This window comes from Caulobacter sp. DWR1-3-2b1 (assembly GCF_049895765.1).
GTDB lineage: Bacteria > Pseudomonadota > Alphaproteobacteria > Caulobacterales > Caulobacteraceae > Caulobacter.
Genome location: NZ_JAFCSZ010000012.1, coordinates 72,908 through 91,736 on the forward strand (window position 1 = coordinate 72,908; position 18,829 = coordinate 91,736).

General features: G+C 65.6%; 18 protein-coding genes. 13 read left to right on the forward strand and 5 right to left on the reverse strand.

The features are described 5' to 3' along the window. Nucleotides 1-13 precede the first annotated feature (13 nt). Nucleotides 14-643, reverse strand: coding sequence for a peptidylprolyl isomerase (locus ACP69S_RS12720; protein ID WP_425997734.1), 630 nt, complete (start codon nt 641-643; stop codon nt 14-16). A gap of 153 nt (nt 644-796) precedes the next feature. Between ACP69S_RS12720 and ftsW the strand changes: the two genes are divergently transcribed. The 3 genes from ftsW to ACP69S_RS12735 all read left to right on the forward strand — a co-directional run bounded on the left by ftsW (nt 797) and on the right by ACP69S_RS12735 (nt 3,926). Then, nucleotides 797-1,969 carry a putative lipid II flippase FtsW gene (gene ftsW, locus ACP69S_RS12725; RefSeq protein WP_425997736.1) on the forward strand — a complete coding sequence of 391 codons (1,173 nt, stop codon included), beginning with the start codon at nt 797-799 and terminating at the stop codon, nt 1,967-1,969. A gap of 1 nt (nt 1,970) precedes the next feature. Continuing rightward, a complete protein-coding gene (gene murG / locus ACP69S_RS12730) occupies nt 1,971-3,056 on the forward strand; it encodes an undecaprenyldiphospho-muramoylpentapeptide beta-N-acetylglucosaminyltransferase (protein ID WP_425997738.1) in 1,086 nt (361 codons plus the stop codon). 354 nt (nt 3,057-3,410) lie between these two features. Next, complete coding sequence (locus ACP69S_RS12735; protein WP_425997740.1) at nt 3,411-3,926, forward strand: CBS domain-containing protein; 516 nt, start codon at nt 3,411-3,413, stop codon at nt 3,924-3,926. On the opposite strand, the gene ACP69S_RS12740 is transcribed toward ACP69S_RS12735, so the two are convergent. The 3 genes from ACP69S_RS12740 to ACP69S_RS12750 all read right to left on the reverse strand — a co-directional run bounded on the left by ACP69S_RS12740 (nt 3,923) and on the right by ACP69S_RS12750 (nt 6,543). Continuing rightward, a complete protein-coding gene (locus ACP69S_RS12740) occupies nt 3,923-4,792 on the reverse strand; it encodes a Brp/Blh family beta-carotene 15,15'-dioxygenase (protein WP_425997742.1) in 870 nt (289 codons plus the stop codon). The two genes, ACP69S_RS12735 and ACP69S_RS12740, sit on opposite strands and share 4 nt — an antisense overlap. A 70-nt stretch (nt 4,793-4,862) precedes the next feature. Beyond that, nucleotides 4,863-5,630, reverse strand: a complete 768-nt coding sequence (locus ACP69S_RS12745; protein WP_425997744.1) for a bacteriorhodopsin-like — start codon at nt 5,628-5,630, stop codon at nt 4,863-4,865. 289 nt (nt 5,631-5,919) lie between these two features. Then, entirely contained in the window at nt 5,920-6,543 is a 624-nt protein-coding gene (locus ACP69S_RS12750; RefSeq protein WP_425997745.1) for a LuxR C-terminal-related transcriptional regulator, read from the reverse strand. A 794-nt stretch (nt 6,544-7,337) separates the two neighbouring features. Between ACP69S_RS12750 and ACP69S_RS12755 the strand changes: the two genes are divergently transcribed. Both ACP69S_RS12755 and ACP69S_RS12760 read left to right on the forward strand, forming a co-directional pair. Beyond that, nucleotides 7,338-8,036 carry a hypothetical protein gene (locus tag ACP69S_RS12755; RefSeq protein ID WP_425997747.1) on the forward strand — a complete coding sequence of 233 codons (699 nt, stop codon included), beginning with the start codon at nt 7,338-7,340 and terminating at the stop codon, nt 8,034-8,036. Further along, entirely contained in the window at nt 8,037-8,372 is a 336-nt protein-coding gene (locus ACP69S_RS12760; protein WP_425997749.1) for a hypothetical protein, read from the forward strand. Between the two features lie 12 nt (nt 8,373-8,384). On the opposite strand, the gene ACP69S_RS12765 is transcribed toward ACP69S_RS12760, so the two are convergent. Next, a complete protein-coding gene (locus ACP69S_RS12765) occupies nt 8,385-8,894 on the reverse strand; it encodes a hypothetical protein (protein ID WP_425997751.1) in 510 nt (169 codons plus the stop codon). Here ACP69S_RS12765 and murC point away from each other — a divergent pair. The 8 genes from murC (at nt 8,893) to ACP69S_RS12805 (ending at nt 18,727) form a co-directional block, all read left to right on the forward strand. Continuing rightward, on the forward strand, nt 8,893-10,314 hold the full coding sequence (gene murC, locus ACP69S_RS12770) for a UDP-N-acetylmuramate--L-alanine ligase (RefSeq protein ID WP_425997753.1): 1,422 nt from the start codon (nt 8,893-8,895) through the stop codon (nt 10,312-10,314). The genes ACP69S_RS12765 and murC overlap by 2 nt on opposite strands. An 11-nt stretch (nt 10,315-10,325) precedes the next feature. Further along, nucleotides 10,326-11,234 (forward strand): UDP-N-acetylmuramate dehydrogenase, encoded by a 909-nt coding sequence (murB, locus tag ACP69S_RS12775; protein ID WP_425997754.1) that lies wholly within the window; start codon nt 10,326-10,328, stop codon nt 11,232-11,234. Nucleotides 11,235-11,385: 151 nt separating this feature from the next. Next, complete coding sequence (locus ACP69S_RS12780) at nt 11,386-12,783, forward strand: M20/M25/M40 family metallo-hydrolase (RefSeq protein ID WP_425997756.1); 1,398 nt, start codon at nt 11,386-11,388, stop codon at nt 12,781-12,783. Between the two features lie 224 nt (nt 12,784-13,007). Continuing rightward, on the forward strand, nt 13,008-13,964 hold the full coding sequence (locus ACP69S_RS12785; protein WP_425997758.1) for a D-alanine--D-alanine ligase: 957 nt from the start codon (nt 13,008-13,010) through the stop codon (nt 13,962-13,964). Further along, nucleotides 13,933-14,844 (forward strand): cell division protein FtsQ, encoded by a 912-nt coding sequence (gene ftsQ, locus ACP69S_RS12790; protein WP_425997760.1) that lies wholly within the window; start codon nt 13,933-13,935, stop codon nt 14,842-14,844. The genes ACP69S_RS12785 and ftsQ overlap by 32 nt, the downstream gene beginning before the upstream one ends. Before the next feature lie 27 nt (nt 14,845-14,871). After that, entirely contained in the window at nt 14,872-16,197 is a 1,326-nt protein-coding gene (ftsA, locus tag ACP69S_RS12795; RefSeq protein ID WP_419252011.1) for a cell division protein FtsA, read from the forward strand. A 307-nt stretch (nt 16,198-16,504) separates the two neighbouring features. Next, the gene (gene ftsZ / locus ACP69S_RS12800; RefSeq protein ID WP_425997762.1) at nt 16,505-18,043 is read left to right on the forward strand and encodes a cell division protein FtsZ; all 1,539 of its coding nucleotides are present in this window, start codon (nt 16,505-16,507) and stop codon (nt 18,041-18,043) included. 213 nt (nt 18,044-18,256) lie between these two features. Continuing rightward, the gene (locus ACP69S_RS12805) at nt 18,257-18,727 is read left to right on the forward strand and encodes an Lrp/AsnC family transcriptional regulator (protein ID WP_425997764.1); all 471 of its coding nucleotides are present in this window, start codon (nt 18,257-18,259) and stop codon (nt 18,725-18,727) included. Nucleotides 18,728-18,829: the final 102 nt, after the last annotated feature.

Sequence of the window (18,829 nt, forward strand, 5' to 3'; positions counted from 1 at the left end):
GGATCGCAATGCCCTAAGCCACCCGCCTGACCCCCACGATCGCCACCGGCGGATTGATCATTTGCCCCTGCATGCTCGGGTTCTGCGGAACGCCGTCCGTTTTCGAGGCCAGGATCTTCCTCACCACGTCCATGCCCTTGACCACGGTACCGAAGGCCGCGAAGCCTTGGTTGTCGCCCATCTTGCTGGAGGAGGCCGCGCCGGGCTTGGCGTCGAGATAGGCCATCGGGCTGGCGCAGATGAAGAAGTCGGCCGTGGCGCTGCCCGGCTCGTTGCGGGCCATCGAGATGGTTCCGACCTTGTGCCGGATCCCGGTCAGCTTCGTGCTCTCGTGGGCGATGGGCGCGAAGCGGCGGGTGCGGATCGACGGGCCGGCCTGGATCGAACCGTTGCCCGGCGCGCCCTTGGCCCGCGAGGCGCGATAGAAGGTCCCGCCGTCGAACTTCTTCTTGTCGACATAGCGCAGGAAGTTGGCGCTGGTGATCGGCGCCTTTTTGTCCTCCAGCTCCACCACGATCACCCCGTGCGAGGTCTGGATCGCCACCCGGGGCTTGGCGGTTTGAGCGTGAGCGCCAAGCGGGCCGGCCAGCAGCAGTCCGGCCCCGCCCAGCAGGCTGCGGCGTGCGATCCAGGCGTCGTTCATGGTCGTCCTCGGGAAGCAAAACAGCGGCTTCACCCATAAGGCGCCGGCGCCTCGCCAGCCACACCCGAAAACATCGCAACCTTTCGCCGCATATCCCCCGCCGACAAGCGTGGCAGCAATGTTCCATTAACCCTGCGAGCCGACTCTCCGCCCATGTCCACCCAGACCACTCACGCCTTCGCCAGAACCGACCGCACCGCGATCGGCATCTGGTGGTGGACGACCGACCGCTGGCTGCTGGGCGCAACCGCCATCCTGGTCACCCTGGGCATGCTGCTGTCGTTCGCCTCCAGCCCGGCGGCGGCCCAGCGGATCGGCATCGAAGACCAGTTCCACTTCGCCCTGCGCCAGTGCGTGTTCGCCTCGGTCGCGGCGGTGCTGCTGCTGGGAACCTCGATGCTGTCGCCCAAGGGCGTGCGGCGCGCGGCCTTCTTCATCTATGTGGCGGCCATCGCCGTAATGATCGCCCTGCCGTTCATCGGCCACAACGCCAAGGGCGCCACCCGCTGGATGCAGTTCGCCGGCTTCACCCTGCAACCCTCCGAGTTCATGAAGCCCGCCCTGATCGTGCTGGTCTCGTGGATGTTCGCCGAGGGCCAGAAGGGCGAGGGGGTGCCGGGCGTCTCCATCGCCTTCCTGCTCTACGCCATCGCCGTGGGCCTGCTGCTGATCCAGCCCGACGTCGGCCAGACCGTGCTGATCACCGTCGCCTTCGGGGCGGCGTTCTGGATGGCGGGTGTGCCGATCTCATGGATCATGGGCCTGGGCGCCGTGGCCGTGGGCGGGCTGATGTCGACCTATTTCCTGTTCGACCACGTCCATGCCCGGGTGCAGAAGTTCCTCAGCCCCGACCAGGCCGACACCCACCAGATCACCCGCGCCGCCGAGGCCATCCACGCCGGCGGCCTGTTCGGACGCGGGCCGGGCGAGGGCGTCATGAAGCGCCACGTCCCCGACCTGCACACCGACTTCATCTATTCGGTCGCGGCCGAGGAATATGGCCTGGTGTTCTCCCTGGCCCTGATCAGCCTGTTCGCCTTCGTGGTGGTGCGCGGCATGATGAAGGCCATGAAGCTGAACGACACCTTCGAGCAGGTCGCCGCCGCCGGTTTGTTCGTGCTGGTGGGCCAGCAGGCCATGATCAATATCGCGGTGAACTTGAACATGATCCCGACCAAGGGCATGACGCTTCCGTTCATCAGCTACGGGGGATCTTCGATGCTCGCCATGGGACTGACAATCGGCCTGGCCCTGGCCCTGCTGCGCAAGCGCCCCGGCGCCTACGGACCCTCCAGCGAGTTCATGCAGGGCGGCGCGTTCCAGTAAGATGAGCAAGCTCGCAGTCGTCGCCGCCGGAGGAACCGGCGGCCACATGTTCCCCGCCCAGGCTTTGGCCGAAGCGCTCGCCGCCCGAGGCTGGCGCGTGGTGCTGGCCACCGACGATCGCGGCGCGATGTACGCCGACAAGTTCCCCGCCGAAGAGCGCCTGGCCCTCTCGGCCGCCACCGCCAAGGCCGGCGACCCGATCGGCATGATCAAGGCCGGCTTCGTCGTCGCCCAAGGCATGCTGCAAGCCCGGGCCGCTTTCAAGCGCCTGGACCCGGCCGTGGTGGTGGGCTTTGGCGGCTATCCCGCTCTGCCCGCCCTGCTGGGCGCCCTGACGCAAGGCCGCCCCACGGTGATCCACGAGCAGAACGCGGTGCTGGGCCGCGTCAACCGCTTCCTGGCCTCCCGCGTCAACGAAGTGGCCTGCGCCTTCCCGATCCTGGAGAAGGCCCCGCCCGCTGTGAAGGCCCGCGCCCACGTCGTCGGCAACCCCGTGCGACCGCCCGTGCGCGCCCTGTTCGACGTGCCCTATCTGCCGCCCGAGGTGCAGTTGCGCATCCTGGTCACCGGCGGCAGCCAGGGCGCGCGCCTGCTGTCGGAACTGATCCCCGAGGCCATCGCCAAGCTGCCCGAAGAGATGCGCGGCCGCCTGAAGGTCTTCCAGCAGGCCCGCGCCGAGAGCCTGGAACACGCCCGCAAGGTCTATCGCAACGCCATGGTCGAGTGCGAGGTCGCGCCGTTCTTCCGCGACATGGCCGGTTATCTGCGCCAGTCGCACCTGGTGATCGGCCGCTCGGGCGCCTCGACCTGCACCGAACTGGCCGTCGCCGGCCGCCCCTCGATCCTGGTCCCCCTGAAGATCGCCGCCGACGACCACCAGCGCTTCAACGCCCGCCTGCTGGAAGAGGCCGGCGGCGCGGCCGTGTGCTTCGAGGACGAACTGACGGTGGACGCCATGGCCGGGGCGCTCAACGCTCTGCTGAAGAACCCGGAGCGGTTGGCGCGGATGTCGGATGGCGCGCGGAGCGTGGCCAAGCCGGACGCGGCCGAGGAGCTGGCTGATCTGGTGGAGCGTACGGCGGGGTAGGCCTTAAGCCTGTGGCCTGACCCTGCGCGGCATGAGCCCGCAGGCAGGATTATTCCCCGATCGGGATGGAGCCCTCGCTGGAGTCAACGCGCTCGGCCTTCGGATTCACAATCCCGGCTCCCTGAAATTGGCGCGGCCTGCTGGCCCAAATGCGCCCTGGCGCAGGTCGCGCCCATAGATTCATGCCGCGCGATATACAGACCTTGGGGCAGCTAGTGCTCCGCCTTTTCCGCGCTTAGACTATGCGGCCTCCAGGTTCTTGGAACTGTTGGAGGCGTCGGGTGAACCCGATCGTACCCATGCATGCAGGCCCCCCGATCATTCGGCGCCCGTGCCGCCAGTTAGGAGCTTTCCGTGAAGATCAAGGACAGGCCTGAGTTCAAGAGCAAGGCCTCCGTACTGGCCTTTGGTCCCGACGTACTCGTGGCTGAAGCTGTTTCGGTGATGAGCGAAAGGAACTACGGCGCGGCGGTCGTCGTGAGTGCTGACCGCAAGCCCCTCGGGATCGTCACGGAGCGCGATTTCATGCGCCGACTTCTCAACAAGCGGCTGAACCCGGACGAGACGACACTGTCCCAGATCATGACGACCGACCTGAAGATGGCCAAGGCCGAGGACGATCTTCTCGACTGGCTGCGCATCATGTCGAACGAGAGATTTCGCCACCTTCCGGTCGTTGATGACCAGGGCGTGATCATCAGCATGATGAGCCAGGGCGACTTTGTCAGCTACACTTGGCCAGAGCTGTTGGGGCGGCTGCGGGAACAGGCCAAGGCGACCTTCGACGTCAGCCCTTCGCTAGTCATGATCATCGCCTGCATCGCCATTTTCGCGGCCTGGGCCGTGACGATCTTCACCCAGTTCCGCTAAACAGCGCCTCGTATCTGGCCGCCAAGGTCCTGTCGCTGCTCCAGCCAGTGCGACAGGACCAGATGCGGCACGGCGACGGCCGCCAGTAGCTGGAAGGCCTGCGAGGCCAGCGTCTCGTCGATCCGCGCGGGCGCCAGTAGCCTCAGCGCCAGCCACCCGATGATCGTCGCGCCTGATAATAGAGCCCCCGTCGCCAGCCAGCGTGATCGCGGCATGTCGCTCAGCACTGTCCGTGCTCGGTCAAGGTGCAGCGGCGCGTGAAGGAAGACAAAGAACAACGCAAAGCCGACAACCGGCGGGGCGACAAACAGCACGATCAAGCACAGCGCCATGGCCGTTGCCCAAGTCCGGGCGCCCCCACGCCAGGCCTGGGCGAGGCCAACTCCGGTCACCAGAAGGGTCACCGGAGCGGCGGCGCCGATGATCTTGACCAGCAGGGCCGAGCGCGGATCACTCATCGCCACAAACAGCGCCGTCACCTCGGCCGGATGACTGACGGCCGGGACGGCGATCACCGCGGCGCCGGCCGCGATACGCAGGAGCGGCTCATCGACCATCCGCCAGTCCTCGCCAAAATGCACGGCGGCGATCAACAGGAAGACAATCAGGGCGATAAGCGGCAATGTCAGCCACAGCGCCGCCATCGCCAAAGCCACCGCGACATAGCCGCCGACGACCAGCACCAAGGCTCGCCGTCCCGGCGCGATGGCCTTGCGCAGCAGCGCTATGTCATAGGCCCCGTGCGGCAGGCCGCCGACCATGAACAGCACCGTCGCCAGCGTGGCCACCATGGAATGCCCAAGCGGCGCGCCCAGCGCGACGGCCAGCAGCAGCCCGGCCGCGACAGGCCAGAACGCAGGGCGCACCCGGTTGCCCCGGCCCGAAGGCGCGTGACAACCGGGTGCTGATTGAACGAGACTAAACCCTGTCACCGGATCAGCCGGCGTAGGCTTTCCCGTCGGCCGTCTCGGACTCCGACTTCCTGACCGCGATCAGGAAAATCAGGATCCCAAGGCCGACCTTGGCGATCAGGTCGGCGATGGTGTAGCCGACCTGAATCGTCGTCTCCACCGATCCGCCGGTCAGCCCGAAGAACGGGGCTGCAAACACCACCGGATAGAAGCCCCAGGAGGCGAAGGTCACCAGGCGCGCGGTGCGCACCAGACCCTGGGCGGCGACGGGCTGTTGCTTGATCGACTCGCCAAGCCCGACGAACAGCTGCCAGACGATGTAGATGAAGGGGATCATCGACAGGCCGCCCCAGAGAGCGCGAGACCCGAGGTCCGTGGCGATCTCGCCGGGATATCCCAGCACGATCATCAAGGCTGCGGAGGATCCGAGCGTGATGGTCTTGGCGGTGGTTTCCGCGCGTGACAGACGCATCACCAAGATCAACTCGATCAGCAGCAGCGGCACGGTCAAAAGCCAGTCGACATAGCGGTAGGCGTCATTGAAGGCCACGCCGGTCATCGTCACCACACCGTCCTTGAACATGTAGGCCTGGTGCCAGCTCTCGAAGATCCGGAAGTAGTGATAGGCCGCGATGCCCGTGACGATGCCCGAGATCGTCAGGGCGGTGCGATAGGCCGGGGCGACCTGCGAACGGCTCAGCCACAGGAACAACGTGGCAGCCGCCATGGCTGCAAAGGTGAATGAGAAAGCGTTGTAGATCAGCTCATACTGGAAGGGTGTAACGGTATCCATCTAAGTCTCCGTCGCAGTTTCACGCGGCGCGAGCGCGCCGAGAATGGGTTTTCGGAGTTCGCACAATCATTGAGAGACACTCTCCGGGCCCCCCGAAGTGTCGTCACTGCGTCATAGCCGGTAGGAATTCTAGCCCACCGAACGCCGAGAACTTGTGGCGCTCAGCCATGCTGCTTTGGCGACTTTAGCGGATTAGGCCTGCCTCAGATTTTCGGCGATACGGACCTTGTGCCGTATTGAGATCCATCGTTCTGGAGAGCACGCTTATCGACAGGCTTGCTCTGAGGTCTCAGAGTCCCGCTTCAACAGCGAGGCGGATCAGATCGGCTGTTGTGTGAAGGCCCAGGCGATCCATCAGAATGCTGCGATGCATCTTGACTGTCTTTTCCGCCAAGCCGAGCTGGCCGGCTATTTGCTTGTTCAACAAGCCAGCGGCGACCAGTTTCAGGACCTGGCCCTGCCTTGGGGATAGGGCCTTGACCATTTCTGCGGCTCGAATTCGCCGCATGCTTGAAGGGGCAGACGCGTCGGCGTCGATTTCGACTTGTGACCCCAGGAAGTACAGAAGAGCGTCTTCTTCGTCATAGATCGGCGCCACCAGAACAGCATTGCGGAATGGCTGGCCGTTGCGCTTGTAGTTCAGGATTTCAACGAGCACCGGGCGATGTTCGCGCACGCCGCGCCGGATTTCCTCGGTCAGCCAGGGCTCCGTGCCCGGCCCCGACAGGAAGCGACAATTTCGCCCGACGACTTCTTCGGGCGGATAACCCGTCAGCGCACAAAAGGCGGCGTTGCAGGCAATGATGGGATTGTCGGGCAACCGCGGGTCACTGATCACCGAAGGGATCGGGCTATCCGTCACCAGTCGCAAATGGCGACCGTCAACACTGAGCACGTCAACGCCTCTTTGCATGTCAGCGCTTCGTTCTGTCCATGCGCAGCACCATACCGCTCGCGCGAGGTTTTTACAGACGCTTTTGATGTGACCTTTCTGTTCTTGCCACGGGTGTTTGCGGTCGGTCGCGCTGGCCCGATTAGGACGGCTCGCCCTCCCTCGTGTGCGGAGGGCCAGGTTAGTGTCTCAGGTGCGGCTCGCAAACGCTCTCCGCCGTGGCGAGAGGCGCGCCAATCCCCGCTCTCCCACGGGTATAGCCGGTCCTCCAACCAAACAAATTCAACGCCCTAACCCCGCCACCCAGCGTCACGATCCAAAATCGACGCAGCCCCCTGCAAAACGCCCGCATAGTTCTCCTCGCTTCATCGCAAGGGGAGGGCGTCCAGCTGGCGACCTGACGGGCGGTGAGGGCGGTTGTGCGGGGCCACCGGTCGGACGAATGTCCGTACCGGCCGGCTTAAAGTGAGGACAGGGGACGTAAACCTGTCCATCGGGGGAAAGCCAAAGCCCCCGCCCGTCCGAAGGTTCGCTCCGGGCTCCCGGGAGGACCGTGGCTTGCAGCTTCAGGGCTGGGTCCGGTCTCGAAGGGGACAAGCCCGGGTGGGGCAAAAGGCTGAACAGGCCTGCGCACCCCGGCCAGAGGGAAAACGATCGCGCGGAGCGCTCCGGCCACGGCCGAAACGGTACTCCACTACAAATCCATCCGGGCCTGGCCCGGACGCTCCGCCGCCTCCCCAACCCGCCGGTGAAATCGGCGGTGATGCGAACCCGTGCGCGCCCCTTGAAGGCGACGCACCCATGCGGAGAGGACGATGACCTCAGACGATTTTGAAAGCGCACTCGGAAAATTCAGGAGCGACGCAGCGGCCGAGGTGCTGCGGCAGGCGATCCGGGATCTGGAAACGAAGTTCGATCCTAACCAGCCGCGCGCGCCTGTCGGTAGTTCAAACGGAGGGCAGTGGGTCGATACCGGTCGGGGCGGTAGCGGAGCCGGCAAGGTGCGTCGGCCGCTGAAGGCGGGCCCAAGGCCCAAGGCGCGGCCCTTGGCGCGCATGGTCGGTTTTCTGGCCAGCCATCCCGAGGCCGCGCCGATCATCCAGGCAGCGGGACTTCCTGCATTGACCGGGGGCGTCGCCTTGGCTCGAGCGCTCGGCGATTTCGACGAGCGGACGACAGGACGGGAGAAAACGCCGTTCCTGAAGCTGCCATCGCCAAAACTGCGGTTGTCGATCACAGCGGAGGATGGGGACGATCATACGAGCGCTCCGCGCTATCGCCGCAGGTTCCTTGATCCGGCGGAAAAGGCCCGGATCGAGGAAGAATGCGAGGAGCTCAAGAAGAACGACTACATACAGTGTCAGACGTTCGCCGCCATGTATGGTCGTACCAAAAAAGCTAAAGCTACAATCTGGAAAATCTGCGAGACATCGCTCATGGAGAGACAAAACCAATGTCGTCTTGAGGGTGGGGTTTCAGCTGTAACGAGCATACTCTATACAGGGAGGCGATAGATGGTCGGCTATAATATTTTCGACGAACACATTGTTCACTATCTCGACGATCAAGGCGAAGAGCTTGAGGTCGTCATGGTATTTGAATTTGGTCCAGACATGGACGTAGACTTGGGCGAAGGCGACGTTCTTGTCCGCCGAACTGGACGCGCCAGGTTCGTGCTGAACGACGAAGAGTACGCGGTGACCGCTTCGGGCGAGGGGCCTGTTCAGCTCGTCCATCGCCTGATGACGCTGTGCGGATCGTTGCTGTTGCAGACGGCCCAAGCGTTGGAGCTTAACCTATACCAGAACGAGACGGGTGACGTGGGCGAACCTCTCGATCTCTTCAAATAGACCCATATTGAATCAAGGCTCAGCGCCCGTCTCGATCAGCGGCCTGGCCAGGCTCACCGCCTGCTCGACGCTGGTCGCGACGGGAACTCCGGCGAAGGGCTTCCAGCCGTCGCAGACCACCCGGGCCGCCGCGTCGTCGGCGCTGCCGGGCGGGATCTGGGCGGCGGGGTTCTGGCGGCCGGTGACCGGGCCTTCCTGGCCGCCGGCGCGGATACTGCCAAAGCCGGCATGGCTGATGGTGCGGGCGTCGCAGTCGATGACCTCGTGCCGCCAGCCGCCCCAGAAGGCCTCGGCGCCGGCCGTGAAGCCGCTCTCGGCGGCCTGCAGCAGGCGCAAGTTTGCGGTGCGGCCTGTCCACTGGATGCTGCCCATGTCCACGAAGACGGCGAAGCGGGCGACGTCGGCCAGCCGCAGTTCAAGTGGGGCCGGGGCGGGGGCCTGAGCCAGGGCGGGGCTCGTCCACAACATCGCGGCCAACAGGGCGTTTCGCGAGCGGCGCAAATGGTCTAATCGGCTTTTCATGATCCAGCGTCGACGCCCCGTACCCTTCGAACTTGGCCCCGTGCACTTCATCGGCATCGGCGGCATCGGCATGTCCGGCATCGCCGAGATCATGCTGCGCATCGGCTACACCGTCCAGGGCAGCGACGCCAAGGCCTCGGCCAATACCGAGCGGCTGGAAAAGCTGGGCGCGCGGATCTTCATCGGCCAGGACGCGGCCAATGTGGAAGGCGCCTCGGCCATCGTCTATTCGACCGCCATCAAGGCCGACAATGTCGAGATGGCCGCCGGCCGCGACAAGCGCCTGCCCCTGGTGCGCCGCGCCGAGATGCTGGCCGAGCTGATGCGGCTTCAGTTCTCAGTCGCCGTGGGCGGCACCCACGGCAAGACCACGACGACCTCGATGGTCGCGGCTCTGCTCGACGCCGGGGCTCTTGACCCGACCGTCGTCAATGGCGGGATCATCAACGCCTATGGCACCAACGCCAAGGTCGGCGAGGGCGACTGGATCGTCGTCGAGGCTGACGAGAGCGACGGCAGCTTCCTGAAGCTGAAGTCCACCGTGGCCATCGTCACCAATATCGACGCCGAACATCTTGACCACTGGGGCACGTTCGACGCGGTCAAGAAGGGCTTCCAGGACTTCATCGAGAACATCCCGTTCTACGGTTTCGCGGCGGTCTGCACCGACCATCCGGAAGTCCAGGCCCTGACCGCGCGGATCGAGAACCGGCGGCTGGTGACCTATGGCGTCAATCCCCAGGCCGAGGTGCGGGTCTCCAACATCACCATGGGTCCCGACGGCTCGGTGTTCGACATCATCGTCTCGCCACTGGTCGGAGAGCCGGTGCGCTATGACGGCCTGAAGATGCCGATGGCCGGGCACCACAATGTGCTCAACGCCACCGCCGCCGTGGCCGTGGCCCGCGAGCTCGGCGTCGACGGCGACGCCATCCGCGCCGGTCTGGCCAGCTTCGGCGGGGTCAAGCGGCGCTTCACCACCACAGGCGTGGCCCATGGCGTTCGCGTCGTCGACGACTATGGCCACCACCCGGTCGAGATTGCCGCTGTGCTGAAGGCCGCCCGCGCCGTGACCCCGAACGGCAAGGTGATCGCCGTGGTCCAGCCGCACCGCTTCACCCGTTTGCGCGACCTGATGACCGAGTTCAGCTCGTGCTTCAACGACGCCGACACCGTGATCGTCGCCGACGTCTACACGGCCGGCGAGAGCCCCATCGAGGGCATCGACCGCGACGCCCTGGTCGAGGGTCTCAAGAAGTTCGGCCACCGCCGGGCCTTGGCGCTGGAAGGCCCCGCAGCCCTGCCGGCCCTGGTCGCCGCCGAGGCGACCAGCGGCGACCTCGTTGTGCTGCTGGGGGCCGGGGACATCACCACCTGGGCCTACGCCCTGCCGGGTCAGTTGGAAGCGCTGGCCCAGTGAGCGAGGGGCAAGTGAGCTGGAAGGCGAACCTCCCCGCCGTTCGCGGCAAGCTGCTGTTCGACGAGCCTTTAGGGCCGTTCACCTGGTTCCGGGTCGGCGGTCCAGCTGAGGTGCTGTTCCTGCCGGTTGACGCCGACGATCTGCGCGACTTCCTCAAGGCTCTGCCGCTCGAGGTCCCGGTCCAGGCGCTGGGCGTGGGCTCCAATGTGATCATTCGCGACGGGGGAGTCGAAGGCGTCGTCATTCGCTGCGCCGGGCGAGCCTTTGGCGAGGTTACGGTCGACGCCGAGGAGAACCTGATCATCGCCGGGCCGGCGGCGCTGGACGCTTCGGTCGCCCGGGCTGCGGCCAGGGCGGGCCTGACCGGGCTGGAATTCTTCGTCGGCATTCCCGGCACGGTGGGCGGCGCCCTGACCATGAATGCTGGCTGCTACGGCCGGGAGACCAAGGACATCCTGGTCAGCGCCTGGGGCTATGACCGGAGCGGCGAGATCAAGGTCTGGAACAACGAAGACTTCGGCTTCACCTATCGCCACACGGTGGTGCCGGCCAACAGCATGTTCTGGGTGCAGGCGATGTTCCGGGGAACGCCTGATGATCCAGCCGATGTGCGCGACCGCATGGCGCAGATCACCTCGCGCCGCGAGACCACCCAGCCGATCCGCGAAAAGACCGGCGGCTCGACGTTCAAGAACCCGCCAGGCCACTCCTCGTGGAAGCTGGTCGACGAGGCCGGCTGGCGCGGAAAACCGTTTGGCGGGGCGATGTTCAGCCCGCTGCACTCCAACTTCCTGATCAACACCGGCGAGGCCACGGCGGCCGATCTGGAAGGGCTGGGCGATGCGGTGCGCGCCGATGTTCTGGCCCAGACCGGAATCCAGCTGGATTGGGAAATAAAACGCATCGGACGGCCGGGATAGGGCGCTGCGCGCTTGTCCGGGATGACAGCCTTGAGCTGAGCGGCTCAAAGCCGGGCAGACCGAAGGTTACCGATAGTTCATCCGGTTGTTGCCTGTTTCGGGCGAGCGCCGGTGCTATGAGATTGTCTCAAATTCCGGAGAATCCTCGCGCATGTTCCGCACCCTGCTGACCGCCGCCGCCGTTTCCGCCCTGATGGCCGGTTCCGCTTTCGCTCAGGACGCCGCGGTGGCCGAGGGCCTACGCGACAAGGCCCTGCGCGACCACCTCGCCTGGGATATCACCGAGGACCTGACCACCAATATCGGCCCGCGCGTCGTCGGCTCGCCGGCCATGGAGAAGGCCAAGGACTGGGGCGTGGCCAAGTTCAAGGCGCTGGGCTTCACCAACATCAAGGTCGACGAATTCGCCAAGCCGTCCTGGACGCGCGGCGAGGAGAGCGGTTGGCTGATGGCGCCCTATGCCATGAACCTCAACGTCTTGGGTCTGGGCCGCACGATCTCGACCCCGCCCGAGGGCGTCGAGGCCGAGGTGGCGCTGTTCAAGACCTACGCCGAGATGATCGCCGCGCCGGAAGGCGCGCTGAAGGGCAAGATCGTCGTGATCACCCAGCCCATGGTCATGGCGCAGGACGGCGCCGGCTACGGTATCGCTGGCATTTCGCGCCGGGCCGGACCGGTGGAGGCCGCCAAGCGCGGCGCTGTAGCCATGCTGATCCGCTCGATCTCGACCTCGGACTCCTCGGTGCCCCACACGGGCAGCACCGCCAATGGCGATGGCGTCGTCACCATCCCTGCCGCCGCTATCGGTGTGCCGGAAGCCGAGCAACTGCAACGCCTGGCCGCCAAGGGTCCGCTGCGCATCAAGCTGAAACTGCAATCCAGCTTCGATCCCAAGGACGTGGCCTGGAACATCTCGGGCGACATCAGGGGCTCGGAAAAGCCTGACGAAGTGATCGTCATCGGCGGCCATCTGGACAGCTGGGACGTCGGCACCGGCGCGCTGGACGACGCCACGGGCGTCGCCATCACCACGGCCGCCGCCAAGCTGATCGGCGACCTGCCCAAGCATCCCAAGCGCACCATCCGCGTCGTGATGTGGGGCTCTGAGGAAAGCGGCGGCTCGTCCGACGCCTATCTGGCCGCCAACAAGGATGGACTGTCCAAGATCGTCCTGGCCGGCGAGAGCGACACCGGCGCCGACCGCATCTACAGCCTGCAGGTTCCGGCCGGTTCGCTGGATCATCCGGTGATCAAGACCGCGACGCGCGTCCTCATGCCTCTGAAGATCTATCTGAACCGAGCGCCAGCCGCCCATGGCGGCGCCGATATCGGCGGCATCGAGGAGGCCGGCGTGCCGGTGATCAACCTGAACCAGGACGCCAGCCGCTACTTCGACTACCATCACACGGCCGATGATACGCTGAACAAGGTGCGCCCGGACGAACTGGCGCAGAACGTCGCGGCCTGGGCGAGCTTCCTCTATCTGGTAGCCGACAGCGACATCGACTTCCGGGCGCTGAAGCCGGCTGCGGCGGCGGCAAGTCACTAACGGCCAGCGCTGGACGCCCCCTCCGCCACGCTGCGTATTCGCAGCGCGCCACCTCCCCCGTTTCACGGGGCAGGAGGTTCAGCCGCTCTCCACCTGCCCCGCTTGCGGGGGAGGTGGCGCGGCGCCGATAGGCGACGTTACGGAGGGGGCGTCTCGGCAGTTGGCAGGACCGCCGTCGCTCACTAGGAGTGGCGCTCACCATCCGCGCTTCGTCGAGCCCCACCATGACCCTCCCTCTCTCCGGTCGCCACATCGCCGTCCTGCTCGGCGGCCCGTCTTCCGAGCGCGAGGTCAGCCTGGTCTCGGGGCGGGAGTGCGCCGACGCGCTGGAGCGGCTGGGCGCGAAGGTCACCCGCATCGATCCGGTCAGGGATATCGCCCAGATGCTGACCAAGGTCGCGCCGGACCTGGTCTTTAACGCCTTGCATGGCGAATGGGGCGAAGACGGCTGCGTCCAGGGCGTGCTGGAAACCCTGAAGATCGGCTACACCCACTCGGGCGTCCTGGCCTCGGCCCTGGCGATGGACAAGGCCAAGGCCAAGGCCGTGCTGGCGGCTTCTGGCGTAATCGTGCCCGGCGGCGGGCTTTTCAGCCGCCACGACGTCGCACGTGACCATGTGATGCAGCCACCCTACGTGGTGAAGCCCAATGCCGAGGGATCTTCGGTTGGTGTATTCCTGGTTTTCGAAGGCGCCAACCGCCCGCCGGAAGAATTGTCTTCACCCTCCTGGACTTACGGCGAAGAGGTCATGGTCGAGCCCTATATCCGCGGCCTTGAGCTGGCCGTCGCCGTGATGGGTGAGTCAAATGGTCCCAGGGCTCTGGCGGTAACCGATATTCGCTCGTCCACAGGTTTCTATGACTATGACGCCAAGTACTCTGAAGGCGGTTCCATCCACGTCCTGCCAGCCCCAATCCCTGACGCCGTAAGGGATCGGGCCATGCGGATGGCGGAGCTTGGCCACACAGCTCTTGGTTGCCAAGGTGTAACCCGATCTGACTTCCGTTATGACGACATTAACGACCTTCTGGTCCTTCTAGAGGTCAATACGCAGCCCGGCATGACACCGACTTCGCTCGTCCCCGAGCAAGCCGACCACGTCGGGATTTCGTTTGATCAACTAGTGCTCTGGATCGTGGAGGACGCTTATGCCCGCTGTAGTGCGGGGGGGATCGCCTAAGCCTAGGCGCCCTCGGGCCGAAGTGCCCGCAAGTCCGAATAAGGCTCGTTCGGCTGCTCCCAAAGGGGCTCAGCCGGCCGCAAAGCTGCATGCCGCCAAGGGCGTGGGTCTTTCACCCGCGTTCGCGCTCGGTGTCGCAGGGGCGGCTCTTGGCCTTGGGCTTGTGGTGATGCTCGCGACCGGCCATCGGGCCGAGCGCCTCGTCACGGCTGCGCGCCAGGGCGTGGACAGCGAGTTCGCGACGGCCGGTTTCAAGCTCAAGACCGTGCACATCCAGGGCGCCTCCGGGCCGGCCCAGGCCGACATCATGCGCGCTTCGGGCCTCTATCTCGACCAGCCCACCCTGGGCCTGCGTCTCGCCGACATCCGCCAGCGCGTGGAGACGGTGGGCTGGGTCAAGGAAGCCAAGGTCGTGCGCCTGCTGCCCGACACCGTGGTCATCGCCGTTAAGGAACGCCCCGCGCTCGCCGTCTGGCAGAGCGGCGGTCGGATGCGGGTCATCGACGGCGAGGGTCGAGTGATCACCGAGGCCGACGCCTCCCGCTTCCCGCAACTGCCGCTGGTGGTGGGGCAGGGGGCCGATCAGGCCGCCGGTTCCATTCTGCCGGCCGTGGCTGCCCGGCCTCGCCTGCGCGACCGTCTCGAAGCGCTGGTGCGCGTCGACGATCGCCGCTGGGATCTGCGTCTGAAGGACGGCTCGCTGATCCAGCTACCGGCGATCGACGAAGAATCTGCACTGATCCAGCTGGATCAGTTGGACCAGAGACAAAGAATCCTCGATCTGGGGTTTGCGCGTATCGACCTGCGCGATCCCGAGATGGTGGCTGTGAGACCCCGCGACGCGGCTCTGCCTGGGCAGACCGTGGCAGGCGGTGCGTAGCGTGATGGTGTTGAGGTGACGATAGCGATGTCGCGACTGGAAGATCGGAAACAGGCCCGTGACGGCTTGAAGGCGACGCTCGTTCGTCAGCCTGCGGTCGCGGCTGTCGATCTGGGCGCGTCCAAGGTCACCTGCTTCATCATGAAGGCCGACGGCATTCATCGCGACAACCGCACCCTGACCACGGCCGGCGTCGGCTATGTGCAGTCACGCGGCGTGCGTGGCGGGGCGATCGTCAATCTGGACGAGGCCGCCCAGGCCATCGCCCAGGCGGTCGAGCGCGCCGAGACGGTCGCGGGCGTCAACGTCCAGGGCGTGTCGGTCTGCACGGCAGGTGGCCAGCTGGCCAGCAATCGCGTCCACACCCAGGTTTCGCTGGGCGCGCGACCGATCGCTGACGGCGACCTGTCGCGCGCCATCGCCTCGGCTTTGGCCCAGGTCAAGATCCCCGGCCGCAAGCCGATCCACCTGCTGCCCATCGCCTGGTCGGTCGACGGTCAGCGCGGCATCCGCGATCCGCGCGCCATGTTCGGCCGGGCTCTGGGCCTGGAGCTGCTGGTCGTCTCGATCAACGAGAACGTTTTCCACACCCTGGCCCACTGCGTCGAACGCGCCCACCTGTCCTTCGAGGGCGTGGTCGCTGCGCCCTTCGCCTCGGCCCTGGCGGCCCTGGAAGAGGACGAGATGGACCTCGGCGCCGTCTGCATCGACATGGGCGGTGGCTCGACCTCGGTGGCGGTGTTCAACAACGGCGCTCTCTGCCACGTCGACAGCCTTGCCGTCGGTGGCGGCCACGTAACCCAGGACATCGCGCGCGGCCTGCAGACCTCGGTCGCCGGCGCCGAGCGCATCAAGACCCTCCACGGCTCGGCCATAGCCTCGGCCAATGAAGACCGCGAGATGATCGAGGCCCCGCCGCGCGGCGACGATCCGGGCGCTGGTCCAGTGATCGCGCCCCGCAGCTTGCTGAAGGGCATAATCCAGCCGCGCGTCGAAGAGACCCTGGAACTGCTGCGCGAGCGCCTGAAGGCCTCAGGCGCGCCGGTCGAGCCGGGCGCCGGCATCGTCCTGACCGGCGGCGCCAGCCAGCTTGCCGGCGTTCGTGAAGTCGCGGTGCGGGTGTTTGATCGCCCGGTCCGCCTGGGCCGTCCGCGTCGGGTGCCGCATCTGGCCGACGCCGCCTCCGGTCCGGCGTTCTGCGCCGCCGCCGGCGTGCTGCATCGCTCGGCCTTCGGTCCGCGCGAGGTGGTTTCGCCCAAGGCTCTGGCGACCGCCGCCCTGCGCAAGCGTCCGATGGATCCGAACGCCAGCCCCATGGCCAAGGCCGCCGCCTGGCTTCGCGACAATCTTTAACGGTTGTCGCCAAAGGCCACGCTTGAGAGCGTGGTCAAGCTCTCGTCTGTTCTCGAAATAGACGACAGCGGCGTTCGGTCGCATCAACTATCAACACCAGCGCGGAACCCTTGGACTCCCAAGAGATTCTGTTGATGGAGCACGAATTGTGCTCTGGCAGCGCTCGACCTGTCCCCGACTCATATTATGCAGTTAACCGCCGATTAACGATGGTGGTTGTTTTGTTAACCCGATCGTCGAGGCGTTCCCGACGGTTGAACCGCCGGGGTCTTGTTTGACGATTTCGGCGTAAGGTCGCGAGGGTTCCATGGCTATTTCACTTTCTGCGCCGCGCACCACTGAACTGAAGCCGCGTATCGTCGTGTTCGGCGTCGGCGGCGCTGGCGGTAACGCCGTCAACAACATGATCGAGGCGGGCCTCGAAGGTGTTGAGTTCGTGGTCGCCAATACCGACGCGCAACAACTCCAGTTCGCCAAGACCGACCGTCGTATCCAGCTCGGCGTGCAAGTCACGCAGGGCCTGGGCGCCGGCGCGCACCCCGAAGTGGGCATGAGCGCGGCCGAAGAGAGCTTCCCGGAGATCGGCGAGCATCTCGATGGCGCTCACATGGTCTTCATCACCGCAGGCATGGGCGGCGGCACCGGCACCGGCGCGGCCCCGATCATCGCCAAGTGCGCTCGCGAGCGTGGCATCCTGACCGTTGGCGTCGTGACCAAGCCCTTCCACTTCGAAGGTCGTCACCGCATGCGTCTGGCCGACGCTGGCATCGGCGAGCTGCAACGTTATGTCGACACCCTGATCGTCATTCCGAACCAGAACCTGTTCCGTGTCGCCAACGAGCGCACGACCTTCGCCGAAGCCTTCGGCATGGCCGACCAGGTCCTGCACTCCGGCGTTCGCTCGATCACCGACCTGATGGTTCTGCCGGGCCTGATCAACCTCGACTTCGCCGACGTCCGCACGGTCATGACCGAGATGGGCAAGGCAATGATGGGCACCGGCGAGGGCACCGGCGAAGACCGCGCCCTGATGGCTGCCCAGAACGCCATCGCCAACCCGCTGCTGGACGAAGTCTCGCTGAAGGGCGCCAAGGCTGTACTGGTCAACGTGACCGGCGGCATGGACATGACCCTTCTTGAGGTTGACGAAGCCGCCAACGCGATCTCGGATCAGGTCGATCCGGAAGCCAACATCATCTTCGGCGCGGCTTTCGATCCGTCGCTGGAAGGCGTCATCCGCGTCTCGGTGGTCGCCACCGGCATGGACGGCTCCTCGATCGCCCAGATCGAGCCCAAGCCCGTCACGCGCAACACCACGACAGCGCCGCTGATCGTCGACACCACGCGTCCGGCCCCGCAGCCCGAGCCGGGTCGTCCGACCTCGCGCTACGAAGCCCGCCCGTTCGACCGTCCGGCCGCCCAGCCGACCTCCTACGCGCCCGAGTCCGCCTGTGAGCCCCAGTCGGAAGTCGTCGCCCAGGCGCCGCAAGCCGATCTCTATTTCGAAGAACCCGTCGTGTCCGGGGCCACCCCCGAGCCTCGGATCACCACCCCGGCTCCCCGCACCGTCACCCGGATCGTCGATCCGATGGTCGAGGAAGCCGAGGATGCGCCGCTCTATACTGAGCAGCACTATGCCGACCGTCAGCCGCAGAAGTCCGGCGGTTGGATGAGCCTGTTTGGTGGCGGTCGCCAACGCGATTACCAGCCGCCCGCGCCGCAACAGCAGCCGCAAGCTCGCTCAACGTCCGGCGTCCGTCCGGCCCACCAACCGATGGAAGCCCAACAGATCGACGAAGGCGAGGACCTTGAAATTCCGTCCTTCCTGCGTCGCCTGGCCAACTGATCGGTTCGATCAGGGTTTGAATTCTGAAGCGCCCGGGGTGAAAGCTCCGGGCGTTTTGCTGCTTGGGTCCCCCCCTCGAAGGCCGGTGGGGTTAGTCGGCAATGACGTTGCAGCTACCTCCCCTCCGATCGCTTTGCGATCTCCTCCCCCGCTAGGCGGAGGACTTGCTATAGACTTGGCATTTCCTGCCAGCCCCCTGCCGAACCCGGTCACATGAAGCTCACCCGCGCCGATCGCAAGATCCTCCAGATCCTCCAGGAGGACGGCAAGATCTCGAACGTCGACCTGGCCGAGCGGGTAGGGCTTTCGCCCAGTCCCTGCCTGCGTCGGGTCAAGCAACTGGAGGCCACTGGCCTGATCGCCGGCTATGTCGCGCTCCTGGACCGGCGCAAGGCCAGGCTGGACGTGCTGGCCTATGTGGAAGTCCAGGTCGACCGCCATACCGAGACCGCCGCCGAGGCTTTCCGCGAGGCCGTCTTGCGTGAGCCTGAGGTAGTGGGCTGCTACGTCATGACCGGCGGCTACGACTATCTGCTGAAGGTGGTCGTGCCCAATCTCGACGCCTATGCCGACTTCACCATGAAACGCCTGCTGAAGATGCCGGCGGTGAAGGACATCCGCTCCAGCTTCGTGCTCGACACCATCAAGGACTCGACCGCCTTGCCGCTCGACTATCTGGACTAGCGACGCCAAACAGATACAAGCAGGTTTCGTCATCTGATTGGCACTATATGGCAAAGATATGGGTCCTTCTGGTCGTGATCGACAGGTTCTGACTTCGGCTTC

Bases quoted from the DNA above. Each gene is read 5' to 3' on its own strand.
- ACP69S_RS12755 (WP_425997747.1), top strand. From the start codon at position 7,338: ATGACCTCAGACGATTTTGAAAGCGCACTCGGAAAATTCAGGAGCGAC.
- ACP69S_RS12760 (WP_425997749.1), top strand. From the start codon at position 8,037: ATGGTCGGCTATAATATTTTCGACGAACACATTGTTCACTATCTCGAC.
- murG (WP_425997738.1), top strand. From the start codon at position 1,971: ATGAGCAAGCTCGCAGTCGTCGCCGCCGGAGGAACCGGCGGCCACATG.
- ACP69S_RS12745 (WP_425997744.1), bottom strand. From the start codon at position 5,630: ATGGATACCGTTACACCCTTCCAGTATGAGCTGATCTACAACGCTTTC.
- ACP69S_RS12805 (WP_425997764.1), top strand. From the start codon at position 18,257: ATGAAGCTCACCCGCGCCGATCGCAAGATCCTCCAGATCCTCCAGGAG.
- ACP69S_RS12750 (WP_425997745.1), bottom strand. From the start codon at position 6,543: ATGCAAAGAGGCGTTGACGTGCTCAGTGTTGACGGTCGCCATTTGCGA.
- ftsW (WP_425997736.1), top strand. From the start codon at position 797: ATGTCCACCCAGACCACTCACGCCTTCGCCAGAACCGACCGCACCGCG.
- ftsZ (WP_425997762.1), top strand. From the start codon at position 16,505: ATGGCTATTTCACTTTCTGCGCCGCGCACCACTGAACTGAAGCCGCGT.
- ftsQ (WP_425997760.1), top strand. From the start codon at position 13,933: ATGCCCGCTGTAGTGCGGGGGGGATCGCCTAAGCCTAGGCGCCCTCGG.
- murC (WP_425997753.1), top strand. From the start codon at position 8,893: ATGATCCAGCGTCGACGCCCCGTACCCTTCGAACTTGGCCCCGTGCAC.
- ACP69S_RS12720 (WP_425997734.1), bottom strand. From the start codon at position 643: ATGAACGACGCCTGGATCGCACGCCGCAGCCTGCTGGGCGGGGCCGGA.
- ACP69S_RS12780 (WP_425997756.1), top strand. From the start codon at position 11,386: ATGTTCCGCACCCTGCTGACCGCCGCCGCCGTTTCCGCCCTGATGGCC.
- ACP69S_RS12765 (WP_425997751.1), bottom strand. From the start codon at position 8,894: ATGAAAAGCCGATTAGACCATTTGCGCCGCTCGCGAAACGCCCTGTTG.
- ACP69S_RS12785 (WP_425997758.1), top strand. From the start codon at position 13,008: ATGACCCTCCCTCTCTCCGGTCGCCACATCGCCGTCCTGCTCGGCGGC.
- ftsA (WP_419252011.1), top strand. From the start codon at position 14,872: ATGTCGCGACTGGAAGATCGGAAACAGGCCCGTGACGGCTTGAAGGCG.